This is a genomic window from bacterium 336/3 (assembly GCA_001281695.1).
GTDB lineage: Bacteria > Bacteroidota > Bacteroidia > Cytophagales > Thermonemataceae > Raineya.
In genome coordinates this window covers 23,279-46,675 of record LJIE01000002.1, presented here as the reverse complement: position 1 = coordinate 46,675, position 23,397 = coordinate 23,279, and the positions used below count along the sequence as shown (strand labels likewise).

General features: G+C 32.5%; 17 protein-coding genes and 1 pseudogene. 7 read left to right on the top strand and 11 right to left on the bottom strand.

Annotated elements, in window-relative coordinates:
* Window positions 1-40: 40 nt before the first annotated feature.
* From AD998_19445 to AD998_19430, 4 genes are all read right to left on the bottom strand, one after another.
* On the bottom strand, window positions 41-604 hold the full coding sequence (locus AD998_19445) for an elongation factor P (GenBank protein KOY84627.1): 564 nt from the start codon (window positions 602-604) through the stop codon (window positions 41-43).
* A gap of 54 nt (window positions 605-658) precedes the next feature.
* The gene (locus AD998_19440; GenBank protein ID KOY84626.1) at window positions 659-2,170 is read right to left on the bottom strand and encodes a hypothetical protein; all 1,512 of its coding nucleotides are present in this window, start codon (window positions 2,168-2,170) and stop codon (window positions 659-661) included.
* Window positions 2,171-2,250: 80 nt separating this feature from the next.
* Window positions 2,251-5,124: a hypothetical protein gene (locus AD998_19435; GenBank protein KOY84625.1), complete on the bottom strand. Its 2,874-nt coding sequence runs from the start codon at window positions 5,122-5,124 to the stop codon at window positions 2,251-2,253.
* A 13-nt stretch (window positions 5,125-5,137) separates the two neighbouring features.
* Entirely contained in the window at window positions 5,138-7,366 is a 2,229-nt protein-coding gene (locus AD998_19430; protein ID KOY84624.1) for a hypothetical protein, read from the bottom strand.
* A 111-nt stretch (window positions 7,367-7,477) separates the two neighbouring features.
* On the opposite strand from AD998_19430, the gene AD998_19425 reads away from it, so the two are divergent.
* The 3 genes from AD998_19425 to AD998_19415 all read left to right on the top strand — a co-directional run bounded on the left by AD998_19425 (window position 7,478) and on the right by AD998_19415 (window position 10,935).
* Window positions 7,478-8,011: a hypothetical protein gene (locus AD998_19425; protein KOY84623.1), complete on the top strand. Its 534-nt coding sequence runs from the start codon at window positions 7,478-7,480 to the stop codon at window positions 8,009-8,011.
* A gap of 122 nt (window positions 8,012-8,133) precedes the next feature.
* Window positions 8,134-9,414: a hypothetical protein gene (locus AD998_19420; GenBank protein ID KOY84622.1), complete on the top strand. Its 1,281-nt coding sequence runs from the start codon at window positions 8,134-8,136 to the stop codon at window positions 9,412-9,414.
* Between the two features lie 36 nt (window positions 9,415-9,450).
* Window positions 9,451-10,935 carry a hypothetical protein gene (locus tag AD998_19415; protein ID KOY84621.1) on the top strand — a complete coding sequence of 495 codons (1,485 nt, stop codon included), beginning with the start codon at window positions 9,451-9,453 and terminating at the stop codon, window positions 10,933-10,935.
* Window positions 10,936-11,208: 273 nt separating this feature from the next.
* Here AD998_19415 and AD998_19410 read toward each other — a convergent pair whose 3' ends face one another.
* On the bottom strand, window positions 11,209-11,997 hold the full coding sequence (locus AD998_19410; protein ID KOY84620.1) for a hypothetical protein: 789 nt from the start codon (window positions 11,995-11,997) through the stop codon (window positions 11,209-11,211).
* A gap of 133 nt (window positions 11,998-12,130) precedes the next feature.
* Here AD998_19410 and AD998_19405 point away from each other — a divergent pair, with 133 nt between their 5' ends.
* Window positions 12,131-13,504 (top strand): UDP-N-acetylmuramate--alanine ligase, encoded by a 1,374-nt coding sequence (locus AD998_19405; protein ID KOY84619.1) that lies wholly within the window; start codon window positions 12,131-12,133, stop codon window positions 13,502-13,504.
* Here the strand turns inward: AD998_19405 and AD998_19400 are convergent.
* The 3 genes from AD998_19400 to AD998_19390 all read right to left on the bottom strand — a co-directional run bounded on the left by AD998_19400 (window position 13,497) and on the right by AD998_19390 (window position 16,176).
* Entirely contained in the window at window positions 13,497-14,186 is a 690-nt protein-coding gene (locus AD998_19400; GenBank protein KOY84618.1) for a hypothetical protein, read from the bottom strand. The genes AD998_19405 and AD998_19400 overlap by 8 nt on opposite strands.
* Window positions 14,187-14,270: 84 nt before the next feature.
* On the bottom strand, window positions 14,271-15,749 hold the full coding sequence (locus AD998_19395) for a hypothetical protein (protein ID KOY84617.1): 1,479 nt from the start codon (window positions 15,747-15,749) through the stop codon (window positions 14,271-14,273).
* A gap of 10 nt (window positions 15,750-15,759) precedes the next feature.
* Window positions 15,760-16,176: a hypothetical protein gene (locus AD998_19390; protein ID KOY84616.1), complete on the bottom strand. Its 417-nt coding sequence runs from the start codon at window positions 16,174-16,176 to the stop codon at window positions 15,760-15,762.
* Window positions 16,177-16,304: 128 nt separating this feature from the next.
* Between AD998_19390 and AD998_19385 the strand changes: the two genes are divergently transcribed.
* The 3 genes from AD998_19385 (at window position 16,305) to AD998_19375 (ending at window position 18,924) form a co-directional block, all read left to right on the top strand.
* Window positions 16,305-17,396, top strand: coding sequence for a 4-hydroxyphenylpyruvate dioxygenase (locus AD998_19385; GenBank protein KOY84615.1), 1,092 nt, complete (start codon window positions 16,305-16,307; stop codon window positions 17,394-17,396).
* 109 nt (window positions 17,397-17,505) lie between these two features.
* Complete coding sequence (locus tag AD998_19380) at window positions 17,506-18,603, top strand: hypothetical protein (protein KOY84735.1); 1,098 nt, start codon at window positions 17,506-17,508, stop codon at window positions 18,601-18,603.
* Between the two features lie 3 nt (window positions 18,604-18,606).
* A complete protein-coding gene (locus AD998_19375) occupies window positions 18,607-18,924 on the top strand; it encodes a hypothetical protein (GenBank protein KOY84614.1) in 318 nt (105 codons plus the stop codon).
* Window positions 18,925-18,926: 2 nt separating this feature from the next.
* On the opposite strand, the gene AD998_19370 is transcribed toward AD998_19375, so the two are convergent.
* The 3 genes and pseudogenes from AD998_19370 to AD998_19360 all read right to left on the bottom strand — a co-directional run bounded on the left by AD998_19370 (window position 18,927) and on the right by AD998_19360 (window position 23,392).
* Window positions 18,927-20,102 (bottom strand): acyl-CoA dehydrogenase, encoded by a 1,176-nt coding sequence (locus tag AD998_19370; GenBank protein ID KOY84613.1) that lies wholly within the window; start codon window positions 20,100-20,102, stop codon window positions 18,927-18,929.
* Between the two features lie 395 nt (window positions 20,103-20,497).
* A pseudogene (locus tag AD998_19365) lies at window positions 20,498-21,607 on the bottom strand (hypothetical protein).
* 927 nt (window positions 21,608-22,534) lie between these two features.
* Window positions 22,535-23,392, bottom strand: coding sequence for an ABC transporter permease (locus AD998_19360; protein KOY84612.1), 858 nt, complete (start codon window positions 23,390-23,392; stop codon window positions 22,535-22,537).
* Window positions 23,393-23,397 lie beyond the last annotated feature (5 nt).

The window sequence follows — 23,397 nt, the reverse complement described above, 5'->3', positions numbered from 1 at the left end:
CTAAAAGCAAAAACCTTGCAAGTGCAAGGTTTTTTTCAAATTATTTTACTCTTTCCATGTATTCACCTGTGGTGGTATTTACTTTTATAAGTTCTCCCTCATTTACAAATAAAGGAACACTAATAGTTGCACCTGTTTCTAAGGTTGCAGGTTTGAGTGTTTTGGTAGCTGTATCTCCTTTTACACCAGGTTCAGCATAAGTAACTAGAAGTTCAACGGATGCAGGTAATTCTACAGAAATAGCATTATTAGTATCATCAAAGCTTACCTTCACTACAATACCTTCTTTCAAAAATTGCAGACCTTCTCCAAAAGCTACTTCATCAATATACGCTTGTTCAAAAGTTTCGTTATCCATACAAACAAGACTTTTCCCTTCTCTGTATGAATACATCATTTCTTTTAATTCTACACGAACAATCTCTACAGTTTCGTCAGGGCGGAAACGATTTTCTGCCAATTTACCATTTTTAATATTTCTTAATTTCATTTGGTAGAATGCTCTCAAGTTGCCAGGTGTACGGTGTAATACTTCCACAACTTGCATCAATTCTCCATCATAACGAATAAAATTTCCTCTTGAAACATCAGATGCCTTTGCCATAATATAATGAATAATAGTGAATTATAATTTTCCGCAAAAATAGTAATAATTTTTTTACAAAGAAACTCTACCTCTAATTTTGTTGATAAAAGGCATCAATGTCTTTTTTTCAAAGAAAAAAACAACGGCCAAAAATATAATATTAAGTATGTTTTTGAAGAAGAAACCAGTCCATAAATTTTCAAATACTATTTGGCTTGCTACCCAAACTAAAATAGTAGAAAATAAAATATAACCTGATATCTTTACTAAATTATAGGGAATAGGGTAAAATTTTTGTCCCCAATAATAGCATAGAAAAGCCATAGAACTATATGTAATAAGGCTAGCAATAGATGAACCTAATATTCCAAAAACTGGTAGTAAACCTAAATTGCCAATAATAGTAATGATAGCACCAATAATAGAAATATATGTTCCATAATAAGTTTTGTCACTGATTTTAAACCAAGCAGTTAAATTATAATAAACGCCTAAAAGTACATTGGCAAATAAAAATGTAGGAACAATGACTAAACCTGCATCATACTCTCTTTTCCCTAATAATAAAAATTTAAGCCAATCTATATTCAAACTAACTGCCAATACAGAAAAACAGGCAACAATCACAAAATACTCCATAGCTTTAGCAAGCAATTCTGGAGCATTTTTATCTTTAGCTTTGGAGAAAAAGAAAGGTTCTGCTGCAAAACGATAACCTTGAATAAGGACTAAAATAAAAACTGAAAACTTGATACAAGCAAAATAAATTCCTAAAAGATGTTCTCTATTTCCAAAATGACTGGGTAAATAGTTCTTGATAAAAAATCTATCTGCTACTGAATTAAGTGTCCCCGCCAAACCTAATATGGCTATAGGATAACTATATATAAATATTTTTTTTACTAAAGCCTTATCCCAAACAAATGAGTAGTTAAATACCTCTTTTCTTAAAAGCCAAAATAAAGGAATATTGGCTAATAGCTGAGATAAAAATACATAACCTATCAAATCTTTTGTATCAAACCAGGGTGTGATTAGTGGTTGGAGGAAGTTTAAGTATTTTCCTTGGGAGATATCATTGCAAAACCATAAAAAGAAAATATTTAAAAATAAATATACTCCTATATTAAATATTTTTGCAAAAGCGAAAAGTTTATTCTTTTTGAGTTGTCTTACACGAGCAAATGGCAGACTCAAAAGTGTGTCTACAGCCATTAAAATACCCAAATATAAAATGTACTTCTCTTTATTAGGATAACCTAAAAACTCTGTAATAGGTGTAGAAAAGGCTATAATTATCCCTGAGAGTAAAAAACTATAAAGTAGTAATGAAGTGAAATTCTGATTATAAATCTTCTTTTCATCCATATCATTGGCATACCTGAAGTAAGAGGTTTCAGTACCAAAAGTGAAAATTACATTCAAAAAAGTAACATAAATATACAAATCCCCAATGATAGCATATTCTTTGGGTAAAAATATTTTTGTATGAATAGGTGTAACTAAATAATTGGCAAAACGGCTAATAATATTACTTACACCATACCAAACTGTATCTGAGGCTAATCTGCGAAGTGAAGACATTGAATGTTTGAAATTCTATAAGAGAATTACAAAATACATATCAAAAAGCATAAAAGGCAAGAAAACCTTGCCTTTTATTTTTATTTCATGATTTGTACCCAACCTTTATAAACCTTTTCGGCGTTGGATGTATCTAATCGGAAGAATCGAACTTTTGCAACATAATAATATGTACCTGCTGGTAATGCAGAATTCGCTACATCTTCTACTGTATTGGCTACATTCCCAGCCCAATTGATTCTAATATCGTTGCTTCGCTCAAAAACTTTCTTGCCCCAACGATTGTAAACCTCAAATTCTATTCTTTCTACAAATCTTACTGGTTCAAAAGGTTTGAATACATCATTTACATTGTCTCCATTTGGGGTAAAAACATTTGGCAATTCAAATTTGATACAATTATCTACACAAACCTCATTGCTTAAATCGCCTTCATTTCCTGCTTTGTCTACAGCACTTACAGCATAACAACCTGCCAAAGAAATTAAACCTGTATGTTCAAAACTGAATGTAGAGCCAGATACTTGTCCAATGAAAGTATATTGAGCTTGTAATGTAGGTTTATAATACACTTTGAAGAAAGCTATATTATTGGGTTCAAATTCACACCCATCTCCAACATTACCACAAGAAGTAGGATTAGTATTTCCTTCAGGGTCATTTATCCAACTGATAAAATTGGTGTAAGGCTCTGTTTGTGTAAAATTATTACAATCTATAGGATTAATGCTCAAAATAGGAGGACATGGCTTAATGACATCTTTTGGGCTGTCATTATCTATTTGAGAATTATTTACTAAAGGTACAGCTAAACTTGGGTATCTTGCACTAATGGCATTGTTAAAATACCAACCTCGTGTAGTAGTATAGTAGAAATAGTTTATTTGTTGTAAAACAGTACCATCATCAAACAAACCACTACTCTGAAAGCTTACAAAATAATCTCCTATATCACTAAAACCATTAGGGTTGCTTGTACTTCTGAAAATATCATGATTATAGCCTCTGTTTCCCCAAGGAACATCATATTTCCAAAGAAGGCGTAAACAACTGGAAGCATATTCTAAATCTAAACGAACAGTAGAGGCAGCATCCGAAGAATCTCGAAATACTTTGCTACCCTCATTGGTTGCATTAGAGAAAAATGCTATTCGATAATGATATTGCTTTTCAGTGGTGTTGAGATTATTATCTGTAAATCCAATAATATCTGTATCATTAGAGTTTTTGTTGAGTAAACTAAAAACTTCTGCATAATTGCCCACTTTACTAGCAGGATTGATACCTTCAGCCCTATAAACTTTATATCCAAAAGGGTCAGATGGTTTGCCTAAAGGAAATTCAAAAGGCTGAATAAATTCTACTCGTACTTTGCCTGTTGTGGTAGAAGTTTCTGTTACATCTACTTTAGTAAATATAGGAACATCAATCACTAATGCTACACAAGATTCATCCGAAGCATAACTTTCACCACCTTGAGGAGGAGGGAAAGTAGCAGAAACACGATAAGAATAAACAGCCCCGATTTTTGCAGTTCTATCTACAAAATTGGTTGTCCCAATAGGAACTCTACCTATTTCATAATAACCTTGTCCATCTGGTGCACCTACATCACAAACTGCTGGATTATTTGTAGGACATCCGTCTCTTCTCCAAATAATCATATCTCGTGCTTTACTAGCACAGATATAAGGATTCCAACTTAAATTAATGACATCATTGGTATTATCTGCAACAGCTTGTAAGTTTTGAGGTTTAGGTCCAACAACAGTAATTTCTAAAACCTTAATATCTACCAAACTTGGACCTATTACAGGAGGAGGCCCGTCTGTAGCTTTAAAAATAATTTGATAAGGACGTTGTCTGATATAATCGCAAGAAGGAGTCCAATTTAAAGTAATATTTGCAGGTGATGCTAAACAATTTCCTGTGTAATTACTGCCATTACTTGTAGTAAGAAAAGCCCTTGGAGCAGGAGAATTAGCATCAAACATTTGTCCAGTAGCTTCTATTTTGACACAATGTAAATCAGGGTCTGAAGCTGAAATTTGTGTAGCAATAGTTTCATTGGCAGCAACACAAAGGTTGTTAGGTAAAGTAAGAATTGGTCTTCGATTATTAGAGTTTCTCACAATAATCTGCATATCCCTTACTACATAACCTAAAAAAACATATCTACCAGTTGAGTTTTTACGCCATTCTTCTACCCTAATAGCTACATTGAAACAGCCAATAGAGTTAGGCGTATTCCAAGTAAGAGTTCCTTGTGTTGGACTAATACTTACGGAGCCTGGCCCACCACCTTCTGCTTGCCCTAAAAAATTTACTAAATCTCTATAATTACGAACATTTGTATTTAAGGCACTTTGAGGAGTAACTAATTTAAAAGCTAAACTATCTCCGTCAGGATCATAAGCAGCAGGGTTATGTAAAAATTTTTGTCCTAACCCAGCATAATCAATGGGTGCAGCAAGTAAAATAGGGGAGTTATTTACTCCTAAGAAAGAGTTGATAATAATTTGACTTTCAACATATAAATCTGTGCCATCAGGAGATGTCATATTTACAATACAACCATTTCGATAACTTTCTGCAAAAGTTATCTTGAAAGCTCCAGCTCCAGCAAATGTATAATTAATTACATAAGTACCTTGTTGTACATCAGAGTTTAAATCATTTAAATTGGTAAGAGGGGCTGTAAGCCTTGTAATTTCTCTATTATTATTATCATAAATTACAATGTTTGCAGTTTCTGCCAATTCTGCAGTGTTTCCATTTCCAAATAAATTTACTTTGTCTCTGTAAACAATTAGAGTAATTCTGTAAGTAAGCTGAACAGGGTCGAGGCGTGTAAGGGTTATTTGCCCTGCTTGCAAGTGAGTTGCATACCCTGAAAAGGGAAGCATCAGCAATAAAAATGCAAGGATAGAGCTATATTTTAGAATAATTTTCATAGAACACAATAAATTAGTTGTTGATTTTTACAAATTTTGCAGTTTTATTAACACCTGTTAAATCTTTGAAACGAACAATATATAAACCCGATGCCCATGTTTCTACATTTACAACAAATTCTTTATCACTTTCGATTCTTGAAGAAAAAAGAATTTGTCCTGTATAACTATAAATATTAATATCTCCTATACCAAGTGGTTGAATATATATATAATTTCGAGTAGGATTAGGTTTTAATATTAAATCCGTTTGTTCAGGTAAAGGTAATATTTCTTTGGCAATAGTATTTGATAAAATTTGAATACCTCCTGTATGTGAACCAATAATTATATCTGGCTTTTTATCTCCATTTAGGTCAGTGTTGGATATTTTAGAAAAAGAACCAAAAAAATGTTTTGATTGGCTTGATATTAAAGAAGTTTTTATAATATCTCTTTGAGGTAAAAGACTCGTATTATAATTACTCTTTATATCTGAGTAAATTTCCAAAAAACCTACATTATTAATGAAAGCTAAATCATCCTTCCTGTCCAAGTCAAAATCAGCAATCGTGATGCTTGGATTTCTCCCTAATGCTGAAATTTGAATATTTAAAACATTTGTGTTTTTTTCTACATAACTACCTTTGTTATTTTCCAACAAAACGATATTTCCCAAAGGTTTGGTATTGAATATATCCAAATCGCCATCTGCATCTATATCATAAAAATAAGGTCTATCACCTTTCTCCAAAGCAATAGGAAACGGAAGAATTTGTGAATTTAATTGAACAGCTCTGTTTTTAGGAGATTGATTAGAAAAAAAGTAAAAAGTTGTTTTTTTATTTGTAGAATCGGTGGTGATCAATCCAAAATCAAGGCTACCATCATTATTTAAGTCCTTCCATTGTGGCTGAATTTCTAAAAACTTATATTTGGATAACTCCATAAAATCTTCATTCTCCAAAGTAAATAGAGCTTGATTGGCATTTCCATTATTTCTATAAAACTTTACAGTTGATTTGTTAGGATTTTGTTTACTGAAAAAGAATTCGTTGCCAATAAATAAATCAAGGTCTGAATCTCCATCTATATCTACAAAACTTGGGGAAGCTCCTTGCCCAATATCAATCATTTCGCTTTGTAGAAAGTTTTTTTGTAAAAAGTTCCATTGAGGAATACTGTTGCTACCAACATTGTTGTAGAGCCAAACAGATTGACTAAAATCTCCTAAATTATTTTCATTTTCGTATAAATTAGAAGTTGCTATCAAATCTTTTTTACCATCAAATGTTACATCTTCAGAGTAGAGAGCAGTAAAGACCCCTAAATTAATTGGAAAAGAAGCAGGATATTGGCTTGTAAAATCTCTAAAGACAGCTCCTTTATTTGTTCCTTGATTAATCATCACATAGATTTTATTGCAACTGACCCCAGAAACTAGTAAATCTTGCAAACCATCACCATTAATATCTGAAAGTAATACAGAAGCTCCTGTATGGTTTATTTTTTGCCTTCCATCACTTAATTTTAGATTATTGAAAGGACAAGCAATATTAAAAACAATATCATCACAATTAATCTCTTGAATTAAAAAATCGCCCCAACAATAATTAATACGTTCAAATTCTAAAAAATCAGTATTACCATATCTTTCTTTACTTCTATTTAGATGCAATTCCATTTGTCCATTATGAAAATCTAAAAAAAGAACATCTAAATCGCCATCTGCGTCTATATCTTGGAATGCAGGTATATCTGTACTGAAAATTGAAAGATTATATTTAAAAGGAATACCAACACTTTCTGTTTCTAACAATTCATATTGTTTAGTAAAACTCAAAATAGAAACGGAAGTGTTTTTATAAGCTTGAACACCAAAGTTATAGCCAGCAAAAATATCCTTTTTGTTGTCATTATTATAGTCATATAACAACACCCAACCAGCACCATTAAAATCAGGAAATAGGTTCTCATACTCTGGCTGATAAATATACTTTTTCAAAAAAGAATGGGCTATAAAAGTATAAACCTTCTGATTGGTGCGGTCATAAACAAATAGATCCAATGTCCCATCTAAATTTAAGTCTATGGTAGAAATCTGAGGAGAGTTTAAACCACCTGCCCAAGGGTTTTGAATTGCTGAGCCACCTTGCTCAATTTGATGATTTTTATCAAATTGAAATTGATATTGCCCCAAACAAAAAAAGGGAAATCCCCATAAGAAAAAAAAGAATAGTTTCATAAGTGGTTGTTTTGCCATATTTTAACAAATAAGGCATTGTAAAAGTTTTGAGAAATAAAGCACAAAAATTATACAAATTTTATATAACTTGCTAAAGTTTTGTTTTTAATCTAAAAAATATACATAGAAATGTACCACAAACTTATTTATTTGATTTTTATTTCCACATTTATCCTTTCTTGTGGAAGTAAAGAAGAAAAAACAAATGGGCTGGCTACGGAGCAAGATTCTACAAAAGTTCTTCAGAAGCAAAAACCTGTTGAAAACGCTCAAGAAACACCTACACTTTTAGACATGCTCAATACAAACGAAAATTTTTCTTTATTTGCGTCTTATCTCAATACAAATGTATCTGAAATGCTCGGTAAAGAAGATACCTATACTATATTAGTACCCAACAACAAAGCAATAGAGCAATTAGGTGAAGCAAAAATGACTCAACTACTTAAACAAGGAGCAAGTTTTGTAAAAGGACATATTATAAAAGGAAAATTTGATGTTGCAAGTCTTCAAAAAACACCTGAAATTACTACTTTACAAGGTAAAAAATTAAAGGTAATTGTAAATGGTGATAACATAACAATTGGTGATGCAAAAGTAGTGGTTGCTGATGTTCCTGCTAAAAATGGCGTAATACATGCAATAGATAGAGTCATTGAATAAAAAAATATTTTTTAGTTTTTTCAGAATTAAAAAAACTAACTATATATTGCAAAAATTATATTATAGTTTTTAAATTTGTCGAAATTTAATTTTCCTTAACTTAAACTTAATGCTATCTTATTATGAGAAAAATAATTTTTACAATGCTGGGCTTGTGTACTGCGTTATGGGCAGAAGCAGGCGGATTTCAGGTAATACTACAAGGAGTTAGACAAACAGGGATGGGCAATACTGGTTCTGCTTTAGCAGATGTAAGTAATGCTTTTTATAACCCTGCTTCGATTGGTTTCCTTGAATCTGGTGGGATTGCTGTGGGTGTGAATGCAGTTTTCTCTAATATAGAATTTTCACCTACATTGGGTAGTGAAATCTATAAGACAGAAAACCCTGTTAGTACACCATTTTATTTACATGGAGCTTATGGTTTTGGTAAAGACAAAGCTTTCAAAGCTGGCTTGAGTGTAGTTACACCTTATGGTTCTACAGTAAAGTGGGAAGATGGTTGGGTTGGACAGACATCTTTACAACAACTAACTTTAAGAGCTATTTACATTCAGCCTACATTCGCTTATCGTATCAACAAACAACTCTCTGTTGGTGCTGGTTTCCAATACATGCTAGGCAGTGTAAATCTTCAAAGAAAAACAGCTCTTCCTGTTAATGGATTGTTTGCTGATTCTGAATTGGATGGTAAAGCAAATGGCATTGGTTGGAATTTAGGGGTAACTTTCAAACCTGTAGAGCAAATCAGCGTAGGTATTGCTTACCGTTCTGAAATTAAAGCTAAGGTAGAAGATGGAACAGCTACTTTCTCAAACCTTCCGAACTTACAAGGTCCTGCTGGAGCGAGTCTTGCAGCGAGTTTCCCTAATTTAGCAAATGGAACATCTACAACAAGTTTCACTTCTGAGCTTCCTTTGCCTGCAGTGCTTACTTTTGGGTCTTCTTTACAGCCCAATGAAAATTTTACTTTTAACTTTGATATTCGTTATACATTCTGGAGTGCTTATAAAGAATTAGCATTCACTTTCAAAGATGCTGTAGCTGGTTCAACGCTTTCTGCTTCTCCACGTAATTACAAAGACAGAATTGTATTGGGTGCTGGTGCTGAGTACAAAATCAAAGACTTGAGTTTAAGAGCTGGTGGTTATTTTGACCCTACTCCTGTACCTGATGGTTACATGACTGCAGAAACTCCAGATGCAAATACTACTTATTTATCTGGTGGTTTAGGATATAAAATTGGCAAATTAAACATTGATGCAAGTGTTCTTTATGGTGATAAAGCTAAAAGAACAAACTCTAATGTGGCTTTAGACAATAGAAATGCTCCAGTTGGTCCTGCGGGAACTTACAAAACAAGAGTAATTGTTGGTAGTCTTGGTGTATCTTACAGTTTCTAAAATGTTTAACTCGTATCTAAAAATCTTGAAATTAATATGAAATTGATATCTTATAAAAATTTTGCATACGCAGCACTTGGAACATTGGCTCTTGCTGCTTGTAAACCCAAGTTAGATCAAACGCCTATTTCAAAAGGAAAAAGCTTAGATTTTACTAAATATGTATCTGTTGGTAATTCACTTACTGCTGGTTTTGCAGATGGTGGTTTATACAGAGATGTACAAATGAAATCATATCCTAACTATCTTGCTGGTCAGTTCAAGCTTGTAGGTGGTGGAGATTTCCCTCAGCCTCTTTTTAGCGAAGCTCAGAAAAACGGTTCAGGATATGTACAAATTACAGGTTGGACATCTACTGGTAGTCCTATCATCACTCCTGTAACAACAGAATTGGCTGTAACAAACGCTACAACAGGACAATTGGCTCGTCATGAAGGTCCTAACAATAACTTGGGTATCCCAGGTTTGAGAATGGTAGAAGTTACAAATGCTTCTGTTGCTCAATTAAACCCTTATTTTGAACGTCTATTACCACCTCTTACAGCTAAAAAATATACAGATTTTGTAGCTGAAGCTAATCCTACATTCTTTACTTGTTGGTTAGGTAACAATGACGTATTAGGTTATGCTACTCGTGGTGGAGACTCAACTGGTATATTTGTTTCGGGTCAATATCCTATAAGTACTACAGGTATCCCTGGTACAATTACAGCAACGCCTTTATTTAATGCAAGTACAGATAGTTTAATAAATAAATTAACTGCTAATGGAGCAAAAGGTGTTGTGGCTACTATCCCTGATGTTGCAACTATTCCTTTTGTCAGAACTGTAAATCCTGCAGTTGCAGCAGCGAATGGTGGAGTTTTCCCAAGAATTACATTCCCTTTATCAAGTGGTTTAACAGCAGCTCAAGCGAACTTAGCATATCAGTTAGCAGGTTTTAACAGCCCTGGTTTTACAACAGGCTCAAACAACTATGCTGTATATATCACAGGAGGTAATAGAGTTCTTCAAATGAATCCAGCAATAGATTTCTTCTTGCTTTCAGGACAAGCTACTCTTACAAATGCTACAACTGGTTTATCTGCTGGTTTAGGTGTTGTGAGACCAAACCCAAGCTTTAACCCTGCAAACCCTGTGGGACCTGCAAATTTTCCTGTTCTCGCTAATCCTATTGCAGACAATATCGTATTAGATAGACAAGAAGTAACAATCATTCGTACAGCAACTACAGCATTCAATACAAAACTTCGTTCTGCTGCTCAAATTAAAGGTTTAGCTATTGTAGATGCTGACGCTATCTTTAACCAAATTATCCAAAATAACGGTATTGATGGTGTTTCTGTAAACTCTGCATTTATTAGTGGTGGTTTGTTCTCTTTAGATGGTGTTCACTTAACTCCTAAAGGTTATGCAATTGTAGCAAACCAATTTATCAAGGCTATCAACACTACTTACATTGCTCAAATTCCTTTGATTGATGTAAATGCTCGTAATATCAGAGGCGTTGTATTCCCTTAGTAAAACAAAAAAACATAATAAAAGGGCTCTATTTAGAGCCCTTTTGCTTTTTTATAGTTTATGATATTATTTAAAGTTTATTAAATAATAGAAATTTTAGAGTTTCAAATACTTAATTATGATTTACTTTTTTAATAATCAGATATGTTAAATGAGTTTTTTTCGTTACTCATAAATTGGTTAATACTTATAAAAGATAAACAAATATATATGAGCATAAAAAAACTCTAACCATTTTGAGTTAGAGTTTTTAATTTATTTTATAGCTTTTAATTAAAATACATAATCAGTTCTATCTTTCGCTTCTTTATCTTTTGATTTACTTTCTCCAACTGTCTCAATTGTTCCATTCTTAGAAATTTGATAAGTAATTTCTGATTTTACTTTTTTGCCTGTTGGGATATAGTTAGAATTTCCATCTTCATCTTTACCAAATACATTCTCAAATTTCTGAGTTTTTACTTTGAGATTCTTCTCAATAGTTGCAGTGGACATTCCCATTCTATCATTATATGCAATCACTTTTTCGTCTATAATTTCACCTTTATTGTTGTAAGTGCTGAGCATAAAACGAACTGGTGTATTGTTTGAATCTTCAGAATAGCCATAATCGCCATAAGCTGTAGAAATACTGTAAATAACAGCTACAAATTGAGAGTTTTCAGCAAGTTTTGCTACATATTGTGTTTCGCTATGTGTAGGAACTCTGCTAAATCTACCTTCGTTGATAGATGGTACGAATTCTTCAAATTTATCGGCAATAAGCTTTTTCTTCCATGTAGGCTCTTGAGATTGCATTTGGTCATTTTTGAAAGAAGCTTTTGCTCTGAAAAATGCTATATTTCTCTCATCTAATTGCATAGGGAATTTTGCTTGCTGAAAATTTCCTATAAATTCTTTAAAGTTATCGTTTGTTGGAGTAAACTTTACATCAACGGGTGTTTCTGCTGACCATCCCACAGTATTCACAGAAAGATTAGAGCCTCCACCCACTCCACATGCTACCAATACGCAGGTACTGATTCCCAATACCAAACCCGAAAAAAGCTTATAGTTCTTCATAATAAATCAATTTTAGATACCATGATAAATATAACAATTTTTATGCTAAAATCTAATTTTTATAAAGATAAATTTTGTTCAAAACCAAATTTTTAAATTAAATTGCCAGAACTTACATCATTAAAATTATTCTATGAATCTTAAAGATTTTGAAAAAGTTTATTTCTTGGGTATTGGAGGGATAGGAATGAGTGCTTTGGCTCGTTGGTTTCAGGCTCAAGGATATGAAGTATCTGGTTATGATAAAACCCCTTCGCAACTTACAACACAATTGCAAGAGGAAGGAATGTCTATTGTATTTGATGAAACTCCAAATCTGATACCTTCCAATTTTTTGCGTGAAAATACTTTAGTTGTTTTCACACCTGCTGTTCCAACAGAACACTTGGGTTGGCAATATTTTAAGAAAAATGATTTTAAGATATTGAAAAGAGCAGAAGCTCTTGGACTCATCACACAAGATAATTTTACGATTGCGATTGCAGGAACACATGGGAAAACAACGACATCATCTATAGTAGCCCATCTGTTGCATTATGCTCAAAAACCTGTAACAGCTTTTGTAGGTGGTATTACGCAAAATTATGCAACGAACTTACTCCTGAGCAAAGATAAAGAAGCTTTAATTGTGGTAGAAGCAGATGAGTATGATAGGTCATTTCTAACACTTCACCCAGATATTGCTATCATCACTTCAACTGATGCTGATCATTTGGATATTTATCAAAATTCAAATGCCGTTAAAGAATCTTTTGAAATGTTTGTGAGAAAAATTAAAGAAAATGGCAAGCTTTTTATCAAATCCTCATTGAATTTGAAAATTGAAAATCAGATAGAAGTACGGAATTTTGGATTGCAACAATGTGATTATTATGCTCAAAATATAAGAATCCAAGAAGGTAACTTTATTTTTGATGTTCAAACGCCTACCCAAGTCATCTCAAATATTACTTTAGGTGTTCCTGGGTATCATAATATTCTAAATGCTTTAGCAGCATTATCTGTTGCTGAGAGTATAGGTATAGAAGGATCTTCAATAAAAGCTGGTTTAGAGAGTTTTAAAGGTGTAAAAAGACGTTTTGAGTATATTTTGAAAACGCCTGAAATTATCCAAATAGATGATTATGCTCATCATCCTGAAGAAATACGAGCATTTTTGACAGCGGTGAGAATGTTGTATCCTGAAAAGCACATCACAGCTATTTTTCAGCCTCATTTGTACTCAAGAACAAGAGATTTTGCGGATGGATTTGCTGAAACATTATCTTTGGCAGACAGACTAATTTTATTGGATATTTACCCTGCTCGTGAAAAACCCATAGAAGGGATAAACTCTCAAATGATTTTAGGAAAGGCTCAAGCTACCGAGAAATTACTTTGTAACAAGGGAAATTTAACATCTATTATTCAATCATTGCCTTGCGAAATTGTGGTAACGATTGGAGCGGGGGATATAGATAGTATGATAATGCCTTTAAAAGAAGTTTTAGAGAAAAAAATTAAATAATAGAATCGAAAAAAGAGGCTAAATTGTTGTTTGTATCATTTTTAGGAGTATCATTTTGAGGCAACTCATCTTTATATTTTTCAGCAATTTGTTCAAAATCTTCAGTTTGTTTTTCTAATTCAGCCTCTGTTTCTCTTATTTTGGAATCAAAAGTATCTAATATACTTTTGCTTTCACTACGATTCACACGATCTAAAATAGAATAAGAGATGTTTTTGAGTTCAGAAAGCAAATTTTCTTTATAATCTTCAAGCATACTACATTCACCTTTCATTTTTTTCATTTCAGATAATGTTTGTTGAAGCATAGATTTTGCTTTCATATCTGCTTTTTGAACTAAATTTTTCGATTGTGAACGAGCATCATTTAAAATTTCATCTGCTTTGAGTTGAGCTTCTTTTACCTTCAGTTCAGCATCTTTTTTGGCTTGCTCTATGATATGACTTCCTGTATCTTCAGCTGTTTTAAGTGTTTTGAAAAGAGATGACTCAACTTGACGTAACTGTCCAACCTCTTTTTCAGCCATTTCAAGTTTTAATTTAAACTCTCTCAAATCATTGTTTAGTTTTTCCCATTCTTGAGAAAGAGCTTGTAAAAAGGCTGTAACTTCATCTTTATCATAACCACCAAAAGCCTTTTTTTCAAAGGTTTTTTGTCTTATTTCTATAGGAGTAATTTTCATAGGGTTCTAGTAGTTTTTACAAAGTTAGTAAAAAAACATTATAAATTAAACATCTAAAAATAAACCTTTTAAACAAACAAAAGCCTAACCTCTTCTACTGATACGTTTTTCTACTTCCAAAGATTCAGCAAATAGTTTTTGACTTTTGTTATAAGCTTTAGCTACTGATACTGTTGAAGCAAAAATTTCAGCTATTTTTTCAACAAAAGTTACTTTATATGGAGGAATATTTTTTAAAGAAAGTATTTCTAATACACCTAAAGCTACTTCATGATAAGTAAAAGGAACTATTAAAACATTTCGAGGAGTAGCCATACCCAATGCAGAGATTACTTTTTCATAAGAATTTGGTACTTCATCTAATAAAATAGTTTCTTTATCTGTAAAACTTTGTCCTATAAGTCCTTCACCAATTTTGATTTTTTGGTTAAATATCTTTCTTTTATTAGCAGCATAACCTGCTGTAGCTTCTAAATAATGTTCGTTAATTGTAGGGATATCATCATTTAATATAAACATAAGTCCCTGATTTGCTTCTACATAACGAACAACAAAACTAATAATGTGGTAGCACATTTCATTGATATTTCTGGTATCAAGATTTCGAAGCATTTCTGAGAACTCGGCAATACCAGCACTCAACCAACGTTCTTGTTGGTCTTTGAGGGCAATTTCACGAAGCTGGTCTCGCATAAGTTGTAGAGCGGCTACAATACTACCCTTATTTTCCAATATTCTAACATCTCCTTTATATTCGGCATCTAAGTTTCCTTGACCAATTTCTTTAGAGAAGTCTGTTGCTTTTTCTACAATTTCAGCTAAATCGTTGATGTTTTGAGCAATATAACCTATTTCATTTTTGGAAGTGAACCGTACTTTTTTACTCAAATTACCCTGAGCTAATTCTCGGGATGTGACCGAAATCTGTTGAATAGGAATAAGAATGAGATTTCTTACAGTATAATAAATAGATGCTATAATTGCTAAATTGAAAATTCCTAACAAAATAAAGGCTAAATTAAGACCAGCATATTGATTTTCAAGTTTATCTTGATACAGAGTGGTAAGCTTATCATGTAAATTTACAAACAAATCATATTTGTCTATAACCCACTTTTCATCTAATTTTAGTGTATCAGTACTTGCTCCTTTTGTGAGTTTATCAATTACCAAATCTACATCTTTGCCATAACTAGTCCATTGATATCTAATTTTTGAAAGTAAGACTTTGGTAGAAGCATCAGGTTTAGGAAAATATAGTTTTTGTCCATTATGCTCAATTTGTCCACCAACCTCTAAAACAGAAAGACTGGTATTGTATTTCCCCTCTAATCGCTTAATATCATCAGCTAAGTTTTCATTATAAAACTCTTGATTAGCCAAAATGGTAAGTGTTAGCTTTAATTGGTTAGCGATTTCACGTATTTGTAATGTATAACCAATAATCTGAGTTTCTTTTGGGTGGATGGCTATGGAATTTACAACAATGAAATTCACAAATGTCATCATTAACAAAATAAAACCAAAGAAATAAGCTATTTGGCGAATCTTAAAGTTTTTCATGGTAGTATGTTTATTTCTCTTCTGCTTTCCAAACTGATTTTCTAAAACTGCCTGAAGCTAAAACAATGCGTAATGGATTGGGTAATAAGACTAAATGAGCTTCTTTTTCAGGGATTTCTTCGATTTCGACCCAAACACCTTGATCTTCAGGGGCATCATACGACTTGTCATCTTTACGAAGATAATTTTTAGCTAAATAAGCAATAGGAGATAGAACTTCTGTCTCAGGACAATACTCATCATGAATATCTAAAAAAATATCTTCTAAATAATCATCGTATTTTTTCAAAAAATCATCTTCTAAGTTATGAAGTTGTTCTTCTATTTCATCATAACGACTGTCATCATATTTTAAATCAGCAAGCTGAATTCTTTTTTCTACTATTTCTACTAAATCCTGATTGAGTTTTTGGAGGTTAGATGTCATATGTTGAATATAAGTTTGCTATAAACTCAAAGAAACCATTTTTTTTTTGAAAAAAAAATAAAAAACTGTACTTTTGAACGTGCTTCTAAACTTTTCAATACATTCATTTTACTAAAATATTTACAATTATGCAAGATTTTCTTCCAATTCTTGGTACAGACCATATAGAATTTTATGTAGGAAATGCTAAACAAGCAGCTTACTATTATCAGTCTGCGTTTGGTTATCAACTCATTGCTTATGCAGGTCCTGAAACAGGAGTAAGAAACAAAGCGTCTTATGTATTACAACAAGATAAAATTCGCTTAGTTCTGACTACCTCACTTGACCCTAATAGCGAAATCTCTGAACATGTAAAAAAACATGGAGATGGCGTAAAAGTACTTGCTTTATGGGTTGATGATGCTGAAAAATCGTATTATGAAACCATGAGTAGAGGAGCCAAGTCTGCATTTGAACCCAAAAAAATAACAGATGAATATGGCGAAGTTGTAATGTCTGCAATTTATACTTATGGAGAAACTATTCATACATTTGTAGAGCGTAAAAACTATAAAGGGGTTTTTATACCAGGTTTTGCACCTGCTAAAAGTACAATGAAAATAGAACCTATTGGTTTGAAATACGTTGACCACTGTGTCGGAAATGTAGAGCTTGGTAAAATGAATGAGTGGGTGAAGTTCTATGAAGATGTGATGGGCTTTAAACTGCTTTTAACGTTTGATGATAAAGATATTTCCACAGAATACTCTGCCTTGATGTCGAAGGTAGTTTCAAATGGTACAGGTTATATTAAATTCCCTATCAATGAACCTGCTGAAGGTAAGAAAAAATCACAGATAGAAGAGTATTTAGATTTTTATTATGGAGCGGGTGTTCAGCACATTGCAGTAGCAACAGATGATATTATTCATACAGTCAGCGAGTTGAGAAGAAGAGGAGTAGAATTCTTGTATATACCTGATAATTACTATGAAAGTTTGTATGATAGAGTAGGAATGATAGATGAAGATGTAAAAAAACTTAAGGATTTGAATATTTTGGTTGATAGAGATAATGAAGGATATTTATTACAAATTTTTACAAAACCTGTAGAAGATAGACCTACATTATTTTATGAGATTATTCAGCGTAAAGGAGCTACCTCATTTGGTAAGGGTAATTTTAAAGCATTGTTTGAATCAATCGAAAGAGAACAAGAGCTAAGAGGTAACTTATAAAAAATAAAAAATGGGCGAGTTTATAATAACTTGCCCATTTTTTAGTCATTAAAACTATATTTCTTCAATCATGTTTGAGTGGGTTAATCAGTATTTTAAAGGTAATATTTTGGATAATAGTCCATCACATATTGCCAATTTTTTAGCTTTGGTATTAGTAGGGACACTTTTTAAAGGAGTTTTGGCCCCACTCGTAATCAGGTTTTTCTCAAAAATATTTATGAGAAAAACAGAAACAAATCTAATTACTAATTTTGTATTATATACCAAAAATCATCTAGGTAGGTTATTAGTTTTTGTATTTGTGTACACAGCATTCAATGAGTTAAGATTTCCAAAAAGTTGGAATATGACGTCTGCCAAGGAATTTGGTTTACAAATGTTTTTACACAAAACGTATCAGGTCTTTTTGGTTATTTTAGGGACAATTCTAGTTTTAAGAGTAATAAGTTTTTGGGGAAATTATTTTCAGGAAAAAGCTAAATATACTGAAAGCAAGCTGGATGATCACTTAACACCTTTCTTTAAGGAAATTACAAAAGTTATAGCTATTCTTTTAATACTATTTTTTACACTTAGTAGAGTATTGGATTTTAATGTGACTACACTTGTTGCTGGTTTGGGGATAGGAGGTATAGCTGTTGCATTGGCAGGAAAAGAAACTTTAGAAAATCTTTTTGCTTCATTTACAATTTTTTTAGATAAGCCATTCATTACTGGGGATTTGGTACAAGTTGGAGGTATTTTGGGCAGAGTAGAAAAAGTAGGTTTTAGGACTACCAGAATAAGAACAGTAGAACGCTCCTTGATTACCTTGCCAAATAAAATGATGATAGACCAACCATTAGACAATTGGAATGAAAGGCATGTTTGGCGTTCTCGGTTTGATATAGAAATAACCTATCAAACACCTATTATTAATTTACAAGAAATAAAATTACAGATTCATCATTATTTACAAAAACATTCAAAAACAGACGAAAATAGTCATGTTTTTTTCTCGGAGTTTGGTACAAATGCTGTTAAAATGACAATATTCTTTTTTGCCATTACAAACGATTTTTTTGAATACATGAGTATCAAAGATGAGATAAACTTTAAAATCTATGAGATTGTAAAGCAGAATGGAGGAGAGTTTGCATTGCCTACAAGAATTGTAAAAATAGAGTCTGATAATGTTCCTAATATGTTTAATCAGCCTAAATAGAGTATGATAGTTTTTGTATTACAAATAATGGCAATAATAATAGGAAGTGGAAGCCTATTAATTATTTTTCTTCAATTATTTCAAAAAAACAAAAAATACATTTCTTATGGAGTAGCTGGTATAGGAATAGCGAGTATATTGTTGCTATCTTCATATCTCTATTTAGTTTTTATGTTAAAGTCAGGATTAGAGAAGTATAAAGATATACGAAGCCCTGAGGAGCGGAAATTAGATAGTACTGAAAAAAGAAAACAACTTGAACGGAACCAAAAACAACTTGATTCCATTCAAAAAGTTCTTCAAGACTTACAAAAAAAATAAATTTATTTACCTTTATAAATAGGCTTGTAATCAACATCATCAATTACCATTTTAGAAATAATTTCTCTCATAATTTCTGAGGTACCGCCAGCTATTGTACCTACTCTTGAGTCTCTGTAAGCTCTACATATAAAATAGTCTTCCATATAACCATAACCTCCAAAGATTTGCAGGCACTTGTCTACTACTTTATTAGCAAGCTCAGCACAATACAGTTTTATCATAGAACATTGTTTAACAGCTACTTCTCCTTCCGCTTGTAACCAACAAGTATGATAAACAAGTTGTCTGGCTGCTTCTATTTCAGTTGCTAAATCTGCAATTGTATGTCTAAGAGCTTGATATTTAGCTATTTTTTTACCAAATGCTTCTCGTTCATGCATATACTGGATAGTTTGATCTAATACCCATTGAGAGCTAGCAACAGCCATAATACCTGCTACCAAACGCTCAAGTTGGAAACTCTCCATAATATAATAAAACCCAAAATTTTCTATACCAATCAAGTTTTCAATAGGAACTTTCACATTGTCAAAACTAATTTCTGCTGTATCAGAACTATGCCAGCCCATTTTGTTGAGCTTAGTACGTGTAATACCCTCACTATCCAAATCTACAACTATCAAACTGATACCACCAGCCTTATTTTCAGGACTTGTAGAAACAGCCAAAGTGATAAAATCACCATAAGTTCCATTGGTAATGAATGTTTTAGAACCATTAATGATATAAAAATCACCATCTTTCACAGCTTTTGTTCTCAGTGCTGATACATCGGAGCCTGCTCCAGCCTCACTCACACCCAAAGCTGCTATTTTTTCACCTTGAATAGCAGGACGTAAATATTTTTCTTTTAAAAAATCACTGCCAGTCTTAAAAATATGATTGATAGCCATAAACTGATGCACACTCACAGCAGTTGGGAAACCTCCAATTCCTACTTTGGCAATCTCTTCAAGAAAAATAACTGAATACCAAAAATCTGCATTGACACCACCATAAGCATCAGGGAAGTTTAGTCCCAAATAGCCTTGTTTACCCATTTTTCTGAAAATTTCTTTCGGGATTTTTCGCTCATTTTCCCATATTTCTATATGAGGAACTACCTCTTTTTCCATAAACTGGCGAACACTATTCCTAAACAAAGTGTGTTCTTCTTTAAAATACAAAGACTTCATAAAATATTTGTTTTAATAAAAATAAAAGCCGTTTAACATAATGCTAAACGACTTTAGTGGTGATAAATGTTTTATTAATGAATCACAATTTTTTTAACAGCTTTTGAATCTTGGCTAATAATATGTATATAATAAACTCCTTTTGCTATGTTAGTAAGTTCAAAACCAACTTTTTTGTCAATTACACTTGTGATTTCATATACTTTTGCACCAATTGCATTATATAATGTAATGTTTTGTACTTGGATAGAAAACTCAGACAAATCCACAAAGAAATTACCATTGTTGGGATTAGGATAGACAACAATATTATTAGAAATGTCATTTTTGAGAGCAGTAGGTAAAGGTGTTATCGCCTGAGCTACATTACTGAATGCAGAATTTAAAAGAGGACCATTAAAAGCTTTAATTCTATAAAAATAAGTGGTATTAGGAATTAATCCTCCATCTTCAAACGTAGTAGCATTGATAGGTAAACCACCACCTAAATCTGTAAAATTTGTACCATCAGTGGAACGTTCTATTCTAAACCCAGCCTCATTACTAGAATTATCAGTCCAAGCCAGATTGATTTGTGTAGGTGATACAGCATTTGCTTGCAAACTTGTAGGAGTTGCAATCGTTACAGTTGGGGTAGCTTGGGCTGTGTTGCTATAATTGGAATTAACAGTGCCATTAAAAGCTCTTACACGATAAAAATATAAAATGCTTGAACTCAAACCTATGTCAGAATAAGAATTGCTATTGGCAGGAAGATTGGAAGCAATCTCTGTAAAAACAAGTCCATCAGATGAACGTTCTACTTTATAACCATTTTCATTGGTTGCATTATCAGTCCATGCTAAATTAATGGATGTTGCTGAAGCTGCTGAAGCTGTTAAAGTAGTGGGGGTACCAATAATTACAAATGTAGTGGCTTGGGTTATATTGCTGTATGGAGAATCTACACCTCCCAAATAACAACGTACACGATAATAATAAAGTATACCTGGACTAAGACTCAAATCGGAGTAATTGGTAGCATTTGCTGAGAGGTTTGAAGCTATTTCTATAAAGTTGGTTCCATCTAAAGAACGTTCAATTTTATAGCCTTGCTCATTTATTTCATTATCTACCCATGCCAAATTAATTCTGGAAGAAGAAACAGCTGTAGCAGTTAGTCCACTTGGAGTATTTAAAGCTACAGAAGGCGTAGTAATAGTGGCCGTATTACTATAATTAGAATTGATAGTACCAATGTAAGACCTAACACGATAATAATATGTTGTATTAGTGGTTACAGTATTGTCTGTATAATTAGTTGTATTGGCAGGTAAATTTCCACCAATTTGATTAAATGATATATTGTCTAAAGAACGCTCCAATTTAAAACCAAATTCGTTATTAGAGTTGTCTGTCCAAGTTAAAGTTACCTGATTAAAAGCAGGAGCATTTGCTACCAAACTTGTTGGGTCATTGGGAGGAGTGGACGTAAAAGCTGTGATGTTAATATTGTCTAAAAATATATTATTGGTGAAATCGGGGTCTTGCAATTTAAATCGAAACTGCACAGCAGGATTACCAGTGAGGCTACTAATATCAGCACTTTCTAAACGCCAATCTCCAGTAGCAGGAGTATTTAGTTCAGAACCATCTGTTGGAGTGGTGGTTGCTAATGCTGAACCAGTTTTTTGCCATACTTGTGTGTAATTTACGCCACAGTCTATACTTGCTTCTAATGTAAGAGTTGCATATTGACCAAAACTACCTCTATGAGCTAAATAAAACTCTACATTTCCTCCTACATAACCTGTAAGGCTCACACGAGGTAAATTTAGAAACAAAGAATTTGAACCAATGCTATTTGAAAATAAATCTACCCAAACACTTTTTGAGCTACTTTGTCCTGTTGAATTATTTTGTACCCAATTGGTACTGCCTCCTGTATTGCTTGTGCTCCAGCCAACAGCTGGAAAAGTTCCTTCAAAACCTTCCACGATGGGTACAGGAATACCTACGGATACATTCACGGCTAAACTCTTTGTATCAGATTGTGTACCATTTGTAACAGTAAGTCTTACTAAATAGGTACCCGCAGTGTTAAATGTAACTGTATGAGGGCCAGCAGTGTTCGCTGTAGAGGGAGAAGCTCCACCTACTGAGGTAAAATCAAAACTCCATGTCCACGAATTTATTGGAGCTGCACCACCACCTGCAAGTGAAGTATTTGTAAATGTAACAGTTTGTCCTGTACAAATACTATTAGAAGAGGCTATAAAATCTGCTATTACAAATTGAGCTTGTAGAACATGATATGTAAAAAAGATGAAAATAGACAACAGTAAGGATTTTTTCATTTTTCTATGTTGTTTAATACTTAATTTGGTAAAATTTGTGAAAAATAGTCTTTTTTACCTAAAAAAACAAAATAAACAATAAAAAATACTGTAAATCTAAACTGTATCCATAAAACCTTTTTCTACTTTATGAAATAAAGCAACTCCTATGATAAAAATGATAAAACTAACTCCCAAACTATAAAAAAGCATTGAAGCTTCAAAAATTCCTTTACCAAAAAAAGCATACCTAAATCCTTCTATGACAGTAGAAATAGGGTTTAACATCATCCAAAAACGTTTTTCTTCAGAAATGTAGGATAATGGATGAATAACACCTGAGACATACATCATTAGTTGTACCCCAAATCCAATAGCATAAGTCAAATCTCTATATTTGGTAGTTAATGATGAAACAATAATTCCAAAGCCTAAACCTAATAAAGCCATATTAAATGCAAAAACAGGAACAGCTAATACCCATAAGTTAGGTACAAAACTTTGACTTCCAGATAAAAAGAAGTAAAGGTAAACACCTAAAAATAATAGAAACTGAATACCAAATGCCATAAAACCTGAAATAACATTGGCTACTGGTACAGTAAGACGAGGAAAATATACTTTACCAAAAACAGATGCATTGGTTACAAATACATTGGATGTACTGTTGATAGAATTTGCAAAATAGTTCCAAATAGTAATACTACACAAGTAAAATAAAAAATGTGGAATACCATCTGTATTGATTTGAGCAATACTCCCAAATACAATAGAAAATACAAGTGTTGTAAATAAAGGTTGAATAATATGCCAAAGTGGACCTAAAATGGTCTGTTTATAAACAGAAACAAAATCTCGATAAACAAATAAACCCACTAAATCTTTATATTTCCAAAGTTCATTTAAACGAATATCAAACCATTTGTTTTTAGGGGTAATTTCTTCTGACCACTGGTCTTCTTCTTGCTGTATCATTTTTA